At 58.1% G+C, this 14,414-nt stretch carries 9 protein-coding genes; 7 read left to right on the forward strand and 2 right to left on the reverse strand.

Features of this window, described 5'->3' with window-relative positions; all coding sequences use genetic code 11:
- Positions 1-58: 58 nt before the first annotated feature.
- Entirely contained in the window at positions 59-2,692 is a 2,634-nt protein-coding gene (locus EU557_RS14920; protein WP_135531262.1) for an MGH1-like glycoside hydrolase domain-containing protein, read from the reverse strand.
- 274 nt (positions 2,693-2,966) lie between these two features.
- Here EU557_RS14920 and EU557_RS14925 point away from each other — a divergent pair, with 274 nt between their 5' ends.
- From EU557_RS14925 to EU557_RS14940, 4 genes are all read left to right on the forward strand, one after another.
- Positions 2,967-3,644: a response regulator gene (locus EU557_RS14925; protein ID WP_135531263.1), complete on the forward strand. Its 678-nt coding sequence runs from the start codon at positions 2,967-2,969 to the stop codon at positions 3,642-3,644.
- 71 nt (positions 3,645-3,715) lie between these two features.
- Positions 3,716-5,089, forward strand: coding sequence for a sensor histidine kinase (locus tag EU557_RS14930; protein ID WP_135531264.1), 1,374 nt, complete (start codon positions 3,716-3,718; stop codon positions 5,087-5,089).
- A gap of 69 nt (positions 5,090-5,158) precedes the next feature.
- Complete coding sequence (locus tag EU557_RS14935) at positions 5,159-5,422, forward strand: hypothetical protein (RefSeq protein ID WP_135531265.1); 264 nt, start codon at positions 5,159-5,161, stop codon at positions 5,420-5,422.
- 177 nt (positions 5,423-5,599) lie between these two features.
- The gene (locus tag EU557_RS14940; RefSeq protein WP_135531266.1) at positions 5,600-5,935 is read left to right on the forward strand and encodes a four-helix bundle copper-binding protein; all 336 of its coding nucleotides are present in this window, start codon (positions 5,600-5,602) and stop codon (positions 5,933-5,935) included.
- 109 nt (positions 5,936-6,044) lie between these two features.
- On the opposite strand, the gene EU557_RS14945 is transcribed toward EU557_RS14940, so the two are convergent.
- Positions 6,045-7,445, reverse strand: a complete 1,401-nt coding sequence (locus EU557_RS14945; RefSeq protein ID WP_135531267.1) for a chloride channel protein — start codon at positions 7,443-7,445, stop codon at positions 6,045-6,047.
- Positions 7,446-7,950: 505 nt separating this feature from the next.
- Here EU557_RS14945 and EU557_RS14950 point away from each other — a divergent pair.
- The 3 genes from EU557_RS14950 to EU557_RS14960 all read left to right on the forward strand — a co-directional run bounded on the left by EU557_RS14950 (position 7,951) and on the right by EU557_RS14960 (position 14,059).
- The gene (locus tag EU557_RS14950; protein WP_135531268.1) at positions 7,951-9,114 is read left to right on the forward strand and encodes an efflux RND transporter periplasmic adaptor subunit; all 1,164 of its coding nucleotides are present in this window, start codon (positions 7,951-7,953) and stop codon (positions 9,112-9,114) included.
- Between the two features lie 220 nt (positions 9,115-9,334).
- Positions 9,335-12,505 (forward strand): efflux RND transporter permease subunit, encoded by a 3,171-nt coding sequence (locus EU557_RS14955; RefSeq protein ID WP_135531269.1) that lies wholly within the window; start codon positions 9,335-9,337, stop codon positions 12,503-12,505.
- A 63-nt stretch (positions 12,506-12,568) separates the two neighbouring features.
- Positions 12,569-14,059, forward strand: coding sequence for an efflux transporter outer membrane subunit (locus EU557_RS14960; RefSeq protein ID WP_135531270.1), 1,491 nt, complete (start codon positions 12,569-12,571; stop codon positions 14,057-14,059).
- The last annotated feature ends 355 nt before the right edge of the window (positions 14,060-14,414 follow it).

Genomic DNA, 14,414 nt, shown 5'->3' on the forward strand with positions numbered 1-14,414 from the left:
TAGCGTCGGATGTGCTCCTGGGCTTCAGCGGCAAGAGTGAAGCCAATGCGGCACACGGTTATTTCTTTTGCTCCCGCAGCTGCAGCAGCCGCACAATGAGGCCCGTCCAGCCGGTTTGGTGGTTGGCCCCGAGGCCTTGGCCGTTGTCGCCGTGGAAGTACTCGTGGAAGAGCAGATTCTCCCGAAAGTGCGGATCGGTCTGTAGCATCTCATTATCGCCGAGGGCTGGCCGATGGCCGTGCTCGTCCTTCAGCAGCAGCTTGGTGAGCCTGCTGGCCAATGCCTGAGCCACCTGGTGGAGGTTCAGCAGCACGCCCGAGCCCGTGGGGTATTCTACCTTAAACTTGTCGTCGTAGTAGAAGTGAAAGCGCTGCAACGACTCCACAATGAGGTAGTTGATGGGAAACCAGATAGGCCCGCGCCAGTTGCTGTTGCCACCAAACATGCTGCTTTCGGCCTCACCGGGCACATATTGCACCACAAAGTCGTCGTCCTCGGTGCTAAACACGTAGGGGTGCTCTAGGTGGTAGCGCGACATTGCCCGAATGCCAAACTCGGAGAGAAACTCTGTTTCATCGAGCATGCGCGTGAGTAGCTTCTTCAGGCGGGAACGGCGCAGCAGGCTCAGCAAGTGGCGGGCTCCCTTACCCGGCTCTTCCCAGCGCGAAACGAGCTGGGCCAAGTGGGGCCGATTTTCAATCAGCCAGCGGGCGCGCTCGGTAAACTCGGGCATAGCGTCCAGCATCTCTTGATCAATCACCTCCACCGCAAACAGCGGAATCAGGCCCACGATAGACCGAACCTTGAGCTTGATGCGCTCCTCGTCGGGGGTGTGTAGCACGTCGTAGTAGAAGCCGTCCTCCTCGTCCCAGAGGTTGAAGAGGCCGTCGCCGCCGCGGGTCATGGCATCGGCAATGTAGAGGAAGTGCTCAAAGAACTTGCCGGCCAGCTCCTGATATACAGGGTTGGTTTTGGCCAGCTCCAGCGCCATGCGCATCATGTTCAGGGCAAACATGGCCATCCAGCTCGTGCCATCCGACTGCTCAATAAAGCCCCCGGTTGGCAGCGGCGAGCTTCTATCAAATACGCCAATGTTGTCGAGTCCCAGGAAGCCCCCTTCAAAGATATTTCGCTCGCTCTTGTCCTTGCGGTTTACCCACCAGGCGAAGTTGAGCGCCAGCTTATGAAACACAGGCTCCAGGAAGCTAGTGTCGCCTTGGCCGTCGCGGAGCTTCTTATCCATCTGATACACGCGCCAGGTAGCCCAAGCGTGCACCGGCGGGTTCACGTCGGAGAAGTTCCACTCATAGGCCGGCAGCTGCCCATTGGGGTGCATGTACCAGTCGCGGGTGAGCAGGCGCAGTTGGTTTTTGGCAAACTCCGCGTCTACCATGGCCAGCGGAATGGCGTGGAAGGCCAGGTCCCAGGCGGCGTACCACGGGTACTCCCACTTATCGGGCATCGAGATGATGTCCTCGTTATGCAGATGGCCCCAGTGCCGGTTACGGCCCTTCCGACGCTCTACGGGAGGCGTGAGCACGGCCGGGTCGCCTTCCAACCACTGAGTTACATCATAATAGTAGAACTGCTTGCTCCAGAGCATCCCCGCAAAGGCCTGCCGCTGCACGTTGCGCGCATCGGGGTCAGTGAGGTTCTCATGGATGCAGTTGTAAAACTCGTCGGCGTCGTGGCGGCGGGCCGCAAAGATGTGGTCGAAATCCAGGAAAGGCTCCTCGCAGCCCGGCTGGCGCAAGCGCAGGCGCACCGCATGCGACTGGCCGGGCTGCAAGGTCAGGAAATACTGGGCGGCTACTTTGGTGCCTTGCTGGTCGGCGTTGATAGCCTCCGCATCGCCCTCCACCACGTAATCATTGATGCCGTCTTTAAAGTGGCGGCCTTCGGCGGGCAGGTTGTAGAGGCGGGCCCCGTTCGTATCGTTTTCGCAGAACAGCAGCGTCGGCTTCTCATCGCAGTACAGATGATACTGGCCTAGCTCAGGGTGTTCAGCTACCACCGTTCCGGTAGCCGATTCGCGCAGGACTGGGCGCGTAGAGCTGTATCCCCAGGCCCAGGTGTTCCGAAACCAGAGCTGGGGCAACACCTGCACTTTGGCCACTTTGGGCCCGCGGTTGTGCACCGTTATCTGGATCAGGATATCCTCCGGGTCGGCCTTGGCATACTCAATGTACACATCAAAGTAGCGGCTTTTGTCGAAAATGCCGGTATCCAGGAGTTCATACTCGGGCTCCTGGCGAGTGCGCTTCTTGTTCTCCTTCACGAGCTTCCGATACGGGAAGGATCGCTGCGGATACTTGTAGAGCATGCGCATGTAGGAGTGCGTGGGCGTGCTGTCGAGATAGTAGTACAGCTCCTTGACATCCTCGCCGTGGTTGCCCTGCCCGTTGGTGAGGCCAAACAGACGTTCCTTCAGAATCTCGTCTTTGCCATTCCAGAGGCCTACCCCAAAGCACAGTAGCTGCCGGTCGTCGCAGAGGCCGCCCAGGCCTTCTTCGCCCCAGCGGTAGGCCTTGCTGCGGGCCATGTCGTGGGTAATATATTCCCAAGCGTTTCCTTCCGGGCTGTAGTCTTCTCGCACGGTGCCCCACTGGCGCTCCGTGAGGTAAGGACCAAACTTCTTCCAGGGTGAAATATGTGCGTTACTTTCTGTCAGGCGTAGCTGTTCCTGCGTCATACTAAATATTGTGGCCCATGAATGTACACTTGGCTTCCCAAAGGCGCTGCCAAAGCGCGGGGCTTACCCGAGTGGCCTAGCCGGAGGCGGCTGCTCACTCGGTCCGGACGTGCCAATTGCTGACTGCCGTACTGCTTTTTAGGGCAAACGGTTGCTACAGTTCAGGTAAAAGGGCCTGTTGTTGCTGGGCTATTTAGCTAAAGCTTAGCGTAAGCCACGCTGGCACGTATAGCTTTGCATACCAGCAAACCCTCCGGCTGGTACCTCATTGCGCATGAAACTATTACTTGTTGAAGACGAGCCCAAGGTAGCCTCTTTTGTTAAAAAGGGGTTTGAAAACGAAGGATACGAAATTGAGGTGGCCTACGACGGCCGCGTAGGCCTGTCGCTGGCGCAAAAACAGCCCTATGACCTGGTTATTCTCGATGTTAACCTGCCCTACGTCAATGGCTTTGAGCTGTGCAAGATCATCAAGGAGCAGGCACCTCAGCAGCCGGTGCTTATGCTCACGGCCATGGACAGCCTCGACGATAAAGTAACTGGCTTTGAATCCGGCGCCGACGACTACCTCGTGAAACCATTTGAGTTCAAGGAGCTGCTGCTGCGGGCGCGCGTGCTCACCCGCCGCCACGCAGATGGTGCCGCCGTGAAGCAGGTGCTCCGCATTGCCGACCTAGAACTCAACCTCGACTCTAAAGCTGTGACCCGCGCCGGCCAGCGCGTTGAACTTACCACCAAGGAGTATGCCCTGCTAGAGTACCTGCTGCTCAACCGAGGCAAGATCATTTCGCGCGTTGACATTGCCGAAAAGGTATGGGAGCTAAATTTCGACACCAATACCAACGTCATCGACGTGTACGTGAGCTACCTGCGTAAGAAGCTCGACAAGGGCTATGCCGTTAAGCTGATTCATACGGTGGTGGGCATGGGCTACGTGCTGCGCGAGGGCTAGGCCACTCTCCTACTCTCCTACCTCCTTCACGTTTCATTCCCCACTTCCTTCCCACCTCATTAGTACCCTACATGCTTATCCGCAACAAGCTGATTCTGCGCTTCACGCTGCTGGTAGTAGGGATTCAGCTGTGCTTCTCCATCTTTATCTATTCCTTCCAGGCCAGCACCCGGGAGCAGCGGTTCGTGAACCGGCTAGCGGGCAAAGCCGTGATGACGGCCCGCGTGCTGGTGCGCCACGACAGCCTGAATACGCAGCTGCTGCGCACGCTACACCGCCGCGACCTATTTACCGTGCCCGGTGAGCAAATTAGTATTTATGGTTCTGGCCAACACCTGCTCTATACCAGCGCCGATGGCCTGAGCCAGAAGCTTAACTCCCGCTATCTGAACCGCATTAAGCCGGGGCGGCCAGTACAGTTCCACGATGGGCCGCTGGAGACTATTGGGATATATTATGCGCATCATGGGCAGCCCTACTGGATTTTTGCGGCGGGCCATGATGATTTCGGCCACCGCCAACAACAAAAGCTGAGGCTCATTTTGCTGGCAGCTAACCTAGGAGCACTGGTGCTGATTATTCTGGCAGGATGGTATTTCGCCGATGAGTCGCTGAAGCCTATTTCGCGCATTGTAACCCAGGTAGAGCGCATTACCGCCACCCGGCTCAACACCCGCGTAGATGAAGGCAACGGCACCGACGAAATTGCCCAGTTGGCCCGTACCTTCAACCACATGCTTACGGGGGTAGAACAAGCGTTTGAGTCGCAAAAGAGCTTTCTGAGCAACGCCTCCCATGAGCTCCGGACTCCGCTGGCATCGGTGCTGGGCACGCTAGAAACCTCTTATTCCTACGACACTGATCTGGCCGAAGCCAAGCACAGCATCGGCTCGGCCATGGAGGAAATCAAGAAGCTCATTGAGCTGACGAATGGACTGCTGAGCTTGGCCAAGGTTACGGATGCCTCGTTTCGCCGCGACTTGGTACGGCTGGATGAATGCCTGACCCAGGCCATAGCTTCTTGCGAACTGCGCCATCCGGCCCGGCCCGTGAAGCTGCAATTTGGTGAGCTCCCGCCCGAGGTGGAGGATATGTTTATGGTGCGGGGCAATGCGCAGCTCCTGACTACTGCCCTGCTGAACTTGCTAGACAATGCCTGCAAATACTCTCAAGATGGCGTGCAGGCCACGTTAAGCTACCCTTCCCCTGACACCGTGCAGGTGCAAGTAACGGATACCGGCATTGGGATGGAACCCCACGAGCTGGCCCGGATATACGAGCCCTTGTACCGTGCCGGTACTGACACCACGGCATCCGGGTACGGAATTGGCCTGCCCATGACGCGCAAAATTGTGCTGCTGCACGGCGGGCAAATCGAGTTGACGTCGGTAATTGGGCAAGGCACCACTGCTACCGTGCGGTTGCCCGCCGCAAGTACTGAGTAAAGAAGAGGCCTTAACATCTTCTAATTTCCCTCTCATACGGTTTTAATGCCGCGGGGCGTGTTTTGCGCCATGGCTGGCCTATCCACCTCTTCTTCCGCCTCTCGCAACAAGCTGTTAGTGTGGCTCTTGCTGGGCACCCTCCTTCTTTCTACGGGGCTCAACTTGTACTTGCTCTCCCAGGGGTCTGATTACCCGGAGGACTACGCGCCCATGCTCGAAACCATGGCCCAGGTAGAGCTACTACAAACCCGCCAGGCCCTTGCCGAGTGCCAGGCCGGACACACCTTTAGCCCGGACAGTTTGTCTCACGCGTCGGCCGTCAATGGGCCCTAGGCCACGCTAAGCGCATTTTAATATGTTTTAATGTGCTTCTAATGCCCTCCTAATGTGTGGGCCTCACTTTTGGTGCCTTTCATCAGCCGCCAAACCCAGGGCCCTCTCACATAGCCGGTTCTGTCCTTTCCGCTTTGCTCGGCGTGCTCATTGCCTCACCTGTTCTCTGGTTTCCTTATGCTCCCCCGCCAACAACACGTTTTAGATGCTCTTCATGCCTGCATCATTGCCTGCGAACAACTAGCTATTGCTGGTCTTGACTCCCCGGAGCTGCAACGGGGCGTGCGCCTCAGCCGCGACTGCGCAGACCTGTGCCGCCTGACGGCCAGCTTTGTGGTGCGCCAAGCCGAGCACACGGTACACATTCTGCGGGAGTGCGCCGAGCTGTGCCGCTCCTGCGCCGATGAGTGCACGCAGTTCTCAACTGAGGCCGCCCGCCACTGCACCGAAACCTGCCGACGCGCTGAAGATGCCTGCCGAACGGCCTTCGTGCTACCCACCTTTGCGCCCTAGTGCCAGGTCTGCATTTTAGAGCCGTATTTCGCGTGTATTTCGTGGTCAGAATTGTTGCTTCCTTCCTGACTTTCACGCAGAAACCCACGCCAGCTAGGCCACCCCGCTGCTACTCCGGCGCCGACCTGGGTGCAGATCGGCCAGCTTGCGCTGGCTGAGCCAATGCCTCTCGCAGAAAGCCCGTCTTCAGGTGCTCATAGAAGGAGTGCGGATCGATGAGTGAAGCCACGGCCTGGGCCATCATACCACTAAGCAGAAGCTGGAAGATGGCCGAGTGGCGGTCCGTCATTTCGAGCACTAGGATGGCAGCCGTGAAGGGGGAGCGTACCACCCCCGTCAGGAAACTCACCATGCTCACCAATATCAGCAGGTTGCGGTCTTCCAGTGGCACGCTTCCCAGCCGGCAGAGGCCATCGCCGAGCACGGCGCCCGCGCTGAGTGAGGTGGCGAAGATGCCGCCCGCGCCACCACCACTGTAGCTCAGGGCCATGCCGGCAAAGCGCACCGGAAACAGGTACCAGGGCGTCTGCCCATCGTTCTGAAACAGAAGGCGGTTGATAATGGGTTTGCCCGTACCTACCCCTTCCTGGCCTACTGCGTAGGCCAGTGCCGCCAGCAGCAGCCCACAGCCTACTACCCAGCCCGCCTGCTGCGCCAGGCTAGTGAAACGCCGCCGATACGCATTCAGCCACAATAAGCTTTTGGCAAATACTGCTCCCGCTAGGCCACACACAATAGCCACCAGAGCCACCGTGGCCAGAAACCAGCCCGCATGCGCCGTCACCTTCGGGAATCCTAGATACAGGTACGACCCCAGCAGCGACTGTGCCGTGAGCCCGGCCACAATAACGGCCGAAAACACTGCCATCCGGAAGCGAGCCATGTGCATCTGGGTCAGCTCTTCTACCACGAATACGATACCACCCAGCGGCGTATTGAAGGCGGCCGCCAACCCCGCTGCGCCTCCCGTAACAAGGGCAATTTGGCGGGAGAGCTGAGGCCACCCTGCGGGCTGCAGCCGATTGATGGCCCGAAAAATGGCCGCTGATATTTGAATAGTTGGTCCTTCGCGGCCTATCACCCCTCCTCCCAGCAGCAGCGCTACACTGCTCAGCACCTTAATGAAGGCTACGCGCAAACTCAGTAAGTAGCCCGTGCGGTGGTGCTGCCCCGGATTGGAAAGCTCAATGCCCGCCATGAGTTGCGGAATGCCACTGCCGCGGGCAGCCGGCGCCCAGCGCTGCACCAGCCCCCACGAAATTAGAAAGGCTAGTGGAGTGAGCCCAAATGCGAGCAGCGGCTGCCGCTGTAACCACCCAAAGCTTACGGCCTCCGCCCACACAAACAACTTCTCGTACCCAACTGCCACAATGCCGGTAACAATGGAGGCAAACCAGAACGGGAAACTCTGCAGAATAAGTCGGCGGACACGGTCGGTGTACAGGCGCTGAATGAGGTGTTGATCAAGCCATGATAGGGCTCTGGCATAGCGCGAACTAGCTCCGGACATGCAAGCAAGGATAAAAGTGAGGCGACTGGATGGCGAGTAAACTGCCGGTCGGTAGAATGAGTGTACGCAGCCGGAGCTATGGTATCTAGGTTAAGCTCGATAATACCACAAGAGCAGCGCTGGGCCTGCTGCTTTCTCCCGTGTTAGCTTTCCCATTAGCTTCTTATCCGAAGCTGCGCAAACGCACAATTTGTCGTTGGTTTGCTTGGGCCAGTTGTTCGGGGAGTGGCCTAGCACTGGTAGCAGATGCATTGGGGGCGCCCCCAATCAGCCTACTTCGGCCGAGATGCGTGAGTTAACAGGCCTACCACAGAACCTCTGCAACGCGCCCCTCCGGAAGAACGGGAGTAGTATGCCGGCCAGTTGTTTTCGCCTAAGAATGCCCCAACAAGTAGAAGAACAGCCTTTTTAATATCTTTTAATGTCGTTCTAATTTTACGCTAATGTCCGGGGAGGAGCTTTGGAACATGCTGCACGATTTCCGTGCGGGTTGTTCCTCCTCCTTATGCTACCTCTCGGTTCCTTCCGCTACAGTCTTCTTACTTGGTTTTTTCCGCCGCTGCTAGGCCTAGGCCTCTGTGGCTGCGGCACCAATTCTCAGGCCGACGTTGCGACGTCTAGCGCAGAAGCACCGCCCACCTTACCCGTAACTCAGCTCACAGCCCGCGACACGGTGCTGAGCCACGACTACGTAGCCGATATTCAGGCGGTGCGCAACGTAGAAATTCGGGCGCGTCTGGAAGGCTTCCTGGAGCAGATTTATGTGGATGAAGGCCAGCCGGTGCGCAAGGGCCAGCCCCTGTTCCGCATCAACGACACCGAGTACAAGAGCCGCCTGACCCAGGCACAGGCCGAGCTTAGCAGCGCCCAGTCGGCGGCCCGCGTGGCTAAGCTGGAAGTAGAGCGCGTGAAGCTGCTCACGGAGAAGAACATCATTTCCAAGACCGAGCTAGAGGTGGCTCAGGCCAAGTACCAAGCGGCGCTGTCGCAGATTCAACAGGCGCGCACTGCCGTGTCAAACGCCTCACTGTACGTTTCCTACACGCTGGTGCGGGCCCCGTTCGACGGGGTCATTAACCGCATTCCGCTCAAAATGGGTAGCGTAATTGAAGACGGCACCCTGCTCACTACGGTGTCGGATATCCGGGCTATGTATGCTTACTTCAACGTGTCGGAGGCGGAGTACCTGGACTATGTAAAGAAGAGCAGCAAAGACTCGGCCCGCAGCACCAACGTAGCCCACCTGCTACTCGCCGACGGCTCGACTTACCCCGTGAAAGGCAAAGTAGAAACCGTGGAAAGCCAGTTCCAGGCCACTACGGGCTCCATTGCCTTCCGGGCCCGGTTTGATAACCCCAATAAGCTGCTGCGCCACGGCGCTACGGGCCGCGTGCGCCTGAGCAGCACCGTAGAAGATGCCGTACTGGTGCCGCAGAAATCGGTGTTTGAGGTGCAGGATAAGAACTACGTGTATATGGTGGATGCCGCTGGCAAAGTAAAGCAGCACCCCTTCCAGCCCCAAACGCGCCTCTCTGACTTTTACGTGGTAAAAACCGGCCTCAAAAGCGGTGATAAAGTGGTGTACGAGGGCGTGCAGGACTTACGCGATGGGGCCACCATCACGCCCAAACCCGTGGAGATGGACGATCTAATTGACCAGGCACGGTAAGAATAGGCGCCCCCGACACCCTAAGACTAGCCCCCTCCTCAGTTGATTCCGCCTAGTAAAGCGGCGAGGGAGTGGATGTGGTTGAAGCCTGAGACTAGACGCGAGAGCTAGATATCGCCCTAGGCCAGTTCAATCATCCCACACCCTCCTCAGCTGAGGAGAGGGGCTAGCACTAGCCCCTCACAAGCCCCCCTTCCTGCCCTAGCATACCCCGCATTCCATGCTTGCACTCTTCATACGCCGGCCGGTTCTCTCGCTGGTCATTTCGCTGTTTATCACGTTTCTGGGTGGCCTAGCGCTGTTTTCGCTGCCCATCACCCAGTTCCCCGACATCGTACCGCCCTCGGTAACGGTTACGGCCCGCTACACGGGTGCTAACGCCGAGGTGTGCGCCAAGGCCGTGGCAACACCGCTAGAGCGCGCCATCAACGGGGTGCCGGGCATGACCTACATCTCGTCGGTGAGCAGCAACAGCGGTATCACGCTCATCACGGTATTCTTTCAGGTAGGCACCGACCCCGACCTGGCAGCCGTGAATGTGCAGAACCGCGTGCAGACCGTAATTGACGAGCTGCCGGAGGAAGTAATTAAGGCGGGGGTAAGCACCGAGAAAGAGGTAAACAGCATGCTGCTCTACCTCAACGTGATGAGCGAAGACCCCAAGGTGAATGAGAAGTTCATCTACAACTTCGCCGACATCAACGTGCTGCAGGAGCTTAAGCGCATTGATGGCGTAGGCTTCGCCGAAATCATGGGACAGCGCGAATACTCCATGCGCGTGTGGCTGCAGCCCGACCGCATGGTGGCCTACAACGTGTCGGCTGATGAGGTGGTAGAAGCCATCCGGGCCCAGAACGTGGAAGCCGCGCCGGGTAAGTCGGGGGAAAGCTCCGGCCAGGATGCCCAGATGCTACAGTACGTGCTGCGCTACACCGGCAAGATGTTCGAGCCCAAGCAGTACGAGAACATTGTGCTGCGCGCTAACCCCGATGGCTCAGTGCTGCGCCTCAAAGACGTGGCCCAAGTAAAGTTCGACGTGCTCAGCTACGGCATGGTCTCCAAGATTGATGGCAAGCCCTCGGCGGCCATCATGCTCAAGCAGCGCCCTGGCTCCAACGCCTCCGACGTAATTGAGAACGTGAAAAAGCGCATGGCTGAGCTGAAGGGCACGTCTTTCCCCCCTGGCATGACCTACAACGTGGCCTACGACGTGTCGCGCTTCCTGGATGCCTCCATTCACGAAGTACTCCGCACGCTGGTAGAGGCCTTTCTGCTGGTATTTGTGGTAGTGTACCTGTTTCTGCAAGACTGGCGCTCTACGCTCATTCCGGCCCTGGCCGTGCCGGTGGCGCTGGTGGGCACGCTGTTTTTCATGCAGCTACTGGGCTTCTCCATCAATTTGCTCACGCTGTTTGCGCTGGTGCTGGCCATTGGTATTGTCGTCGATAATGCCATTGTGGTGGTAGAAGCCGTGCACGCTAAAATGCACGAAAAGCGCCTTTCCGCTATGGATGCCACCCTGGAAGCCATGGGCGAAATTGGCGGCGCCATTGTGGCCATCACCTTGGTAATGTCGGCGGTATTCGTGCCGGTATCGTTCATGGATGGCCCGGTGGGCGTGTTCTACCGGCAGTTCTCCCTCACGCTGGCTATTGCCATTGTCATTTCCGGGGTGAATGCCCTCACCCTGACGCCCGCCCTGTGCGCTCTGATGCTGAAGCCAGCCCCACACGGGGAAGCGGCCAAGCACGGATTCATCAATAAGTTCTTTGCCGGCTTCAACCGCCGCTACGAGTCATTGGCTACAGGTTACCAACGCCTGGTGCGCACGGTGGCCAGCCGCCGGATGATTACGGTGGCCGTGCTGGTAGGCTTTTGCCTGGCCACCTGGGGCGTAAACTCCATTCTGCCTTCTGGCTTTATCCCAACGGAGGACCAGGGCATGATTTACGTGAACGTGACCACGCCGCCCGGCGCCACGGTGGAGCGCACCGAGAAAGTACTTGACCAGATACAGAAGGCTGCGGCCAAATTGCGGCCAGTAGAATCCGTATCGACGCTGGCGGGCTACAGCCTCATGAACGAGGTAGCCGGCGCTTCCTACGGCATGGGCATGATTAACCTCAAAGCCTGGGATGACCGCAAGGAATCAGTGAACGAGCTGATTGCGGTGCTTAATGAGCAAACCAAGCATATCACCGACGCCGACATTCAGTTCTTTGCCCCTCCCACGGTACCTGGCTTTGGTAACTCCGGTGGCTTCGAGCTACGTCTGCTTGACCGCACCGGCCGCGGCGACTTGCAGCAGACGGCCAAAGTGTCAAACCAGTTCATTACGGCCCTTACTAAAACGCCCGCCGTGGGCTCTGCCTTTACCGGCTTCGACGCCAGCTTCCCGCAATATCTGATTCATGTAGATCAGGACCAGGCGGCCAAAAAGGGCGTGACCGTAGATCAGGCCATGAGCACCCTGCAAACCCTGATGGGCTCGTACTACGCCTCCAACTTCATCCGCTTCGGGCAGATGTATAAGGTGATGGTGCAGGCGGCCCCCGGCTACCGCACCCAGCCCGAGGACGTGCTGAAAATGTACGTCAAGAACAACCGCGACGAGATGGTGCCTTACTCCTCGTTTGTGCGACTAGAGCGCGTGTATGGGCCTGAGCAGCTCACGCGCTACAACATGTACACCTCAGCCATGCTCAACGGCGACGCCGCCCCCGGCTTCTCCTCCGGCGACGTAATTAAGACCATTGAAGAAGTGGCCGCCAAAGAGCTGCCCCGCGGCTACACGTATGAGTGGAGCGGCATGACCCGGGAGCAAATCCTGAGCGGTAACCAGGCCATTTACGTGTTTGCGGTGGTGCTGCTGTTCGTGTACTTGCTACTAGCCGCCCAATACGAGAGTTTCCTGCTGCCGCTGCCGGTTCTGCTGAGCTTGCCCACCGGTATTTTCGGGGCCTTCCTATTCCTGAAGCTGCTAGGCCTAGAGAACAATATCTACGCTCAGGTTTCTTTGGTGATGTTGATTGGTTTGCTCGGCAAGAATGCCATTCTCATTATCGAGTTTGCCGTGCTTAAGCGCAAGGAAGGCCTTTCGGCCCTGGAAGCGGCCGTGCAAGGGGGCTACTCCCGCCTACGCCCCATCCTGATGACTTCCTTCGCCTTCATTGCTGGCCTGATTCCGCTCACCATTGCCAGCGGTGCTGGTGCCCTGGGTAACCGCTCCATCGGTACGGCGGCGGCAGGCGGCATGTTCATCGGCACTCTGTTCGGCGTCATCCTCATTCCAGGCCTGTATGTGCTCGTTTCGGGCCGTGGCAAAACCAAGAAGAAAAAGCAGCTGGCCGCACCCGCAAGCGCCCTCGAACCCGCCCACGCTACGGCGTAGGGCATTACCCCGCCCCTGCGGGAAACCATCTGAAGCTTTTACAGCTCTAGCCTCGCTAGTCCCATGACCTCACCCCTCTCAATACGCTCCTTCACCTCCCGCTTTCTGCCGGCCCTCACTGGCCTAGCGTTGGCCACCAGCTGCCGGGTAGCGGAACCCACGCTGCAGCCAGCGGCTGCTTCGATGCCGGCCCGCTTTCCTACGGCCGCTACTGCTGATTCGGCTTCCGTGGCTACCCAATCGTGGCGGGAGTTCTTCGGAGACAAAAACTTGGTAGGCCTCATTGACACGGCGTTGCAGGCCAACCCCGACCTACGGACGGCAATTCAGCGCATTGAAATTGCGCGGGCCAGCTTGCAAATCCAGCGCGGGGCGCTGCTACCCACCATCAATGGCGTGGCCAGTGCTGGCGTGGAGAAGTTCGGCGACTACACCCTGAACGGCATCGGTAACTACGACACCAATCTGTCGCCTAATATTGAGGGCCGGCAGCGCATCCCAAACCCCACCCCTGACTTCTTTCTGGGGCTGCGCAGTTCCTGGGAACTTGACCTCTGGGGCAAGTTACGGCAGCGGCGTCAGGCGGCGTATTTGCGGCTGCTGGCCACGGAAAAGGGCCGCCATTTGGTAGAAACCTCGCTGGTGGCCGAAGTGGCTCGTCTCTACTTCAACTTGCTGGGGCTAGATAACGAACTGGCGGTGCTGACTAAAAACCAGCTGCTGCAGGAACGGGCATTAGAAATTGTGAAGGTGCAAAAGCGGGCCGGCCGCGCCAATGAGCTGGCGGTGCAGCAGTTCACGGCTCAGTTGCTCCGCACCCGCAGTCTGGAAGCGGAAACTAAGCAGCGCATTGTAGCCTCCGAAAACGAGCTAAACCGATTGCTAGGCCGCTACCCTCAGCGCATTGCCCGAGGCTTACCCATCCTTCAGCAACCACTTCCGGCGCAAGTGCAGGCTGGGGTACCGGCAACCATGCTCCTGCGTCGCCCCGATGTACAGCAGGCGGAACTGGAAATGGTAGCGGCTCGCGCCGATGTGGCTGCGGCCCGCGCTGCTTTCCTGCCCTCACTCACACTTACGCCCTTTGTGGGAGTTAATGCTTACCGGGCTTCGGTGCTGTTTAACTCGCCGGGGTCCCTGGCCTACGGGCTGCTGGCGGGCCTGAGTGGCCCCATCATCAACCGCAATGGGCTCAAGGCCGATTACCGCCGCTCGGCAGCCGAGCAGCAGATTGCCTACAACGATTACCAGAAAGCGGTGCAAACTGGGTTTGAGGAAGTGACTACCAATCTCCGTGGCCTAGGCAACTACCAACGTGTATTTGACCTGCAGCAACAGGAAGTAGAAGCCCTCAACCAAGCAGTGAGTATCTCCGACGACCTGTACAAAGCCAACTACGCCACGTATTTGGAGGTGGTAACGGCTCAACGCAACGTGCTAGAAGCCGAATTGAACCTGACGAATACTCGCCGCCAGCAGTTCCTGCTCTTAATTGATCTGTACCGCGCCTTAGGCGGGGGCTGGACGGCTAATCCAGAGCCACTTCGTAAATAACCTCATCGCAGTAGCCCCTTTAAAGTACCTGTAGCCCATTAGCCTCTAGGCCTATCTACCAGTAATGGCAGCCGGTTTCCCTCTCTAGCAGAAGCGGAAACCGGCTGTCTGACTTTATAGGCCATCGGCACTTCGCTCTTCATACCCGTGCCTAAGCAACACGGTTTCCCGCTGACCAAAGGTCAACTCCCTATAGCTACAGTTTAGGTGCATGTAAGAGCAAGAGGCCCACCTAATACTATTCACAGAACTATAGTTCAGGTATCCAGCGGCTTACCTCAACAAAGAATATTAATATAGTGTGATTGAAGGAACGCACGTGATGACAAGCCGCTGATAATTAGATTCTATCAGC

It is taken from the genome of Hymenobacter wooponensis (genome assembly GCF_004745865.1).
Lineage (GTDB): Bacteria > Bacteroidota > Bacteroidia > Cytophagales > Hymenobacteraceae > Hymenobacter > Hymenobacter wooponensis.

What these genes read in the sequence shown, in the direction of transcription:
- EU557_RS14940 (WP_135531266.1), top strand. Translation starts at nt 5,600, where the DNA reads ATGCTCCCCCGCCAACAACACGTTTTAGATGCTCTTCATGCCTGCATC.
- EU557_RS14960 (WP_135531270.1), top strand. Translation starts at nt 12,569, where the DNA reads ATGACCTCACCCCTCTCAATACGCTCCTTCACCTCCCGCTTTCTGCCG.
- EU557_RS14930 (WP_135531264.1), top strand. Translation starts at nt 3,716, where the DNA reads ATGCTTATCCGCAACAAGCTGATTCTGCGCTTCACGCTGCTGGTAGTA.
- EU557_RS14945 (WP_135531267.1), bottom strand. Translation starts at nt 7,445, where the DNA reads ATGTCCGGAGCTAGTTCGCGCTATGCCAGAGCCCTATCATGGCTTGAT.
- EU557_RS14950 (WP_135531268.1), top strand. Translation starts at nt 7,951, where the DNA reads ATGCTACCTCTCGGTTCCTTCCGCTACAGTCTTCTTACTTGGTTTTTT.
- EU557_RS14955 (WP_135531269.1), top strand. Translation starts at nt 9,335, where the DNA reads ATGCTTGCACTCTTCATACGCCGGCCGGTTCTCTCGCTGGTCATTTCG.
- EU557_RS14925 (WP_135531263.1), top strand. Translation starts at nt 2,967, where the DNA reads ATGAAACTATTACTTGTTGAAGACGAGCCCAAGGTAGCCTCTTTTGTT.
- EU557_RS14935 (WP_135531265.1), top strand. Translation starts at nt 5,159, where the DNA reads ATGGCTGGCCTATCCACCTCTTCTTCCGCCTCTCGCAACAAGCTGTTA.
- EU557_RS14920 (WP_135531262.1), bottom strand. Translation starts at nt 2,692, where the DNA reads ATGACGCAGGAACAGCTACGCCTGACAGAAAGTAACGCACATATTTCA.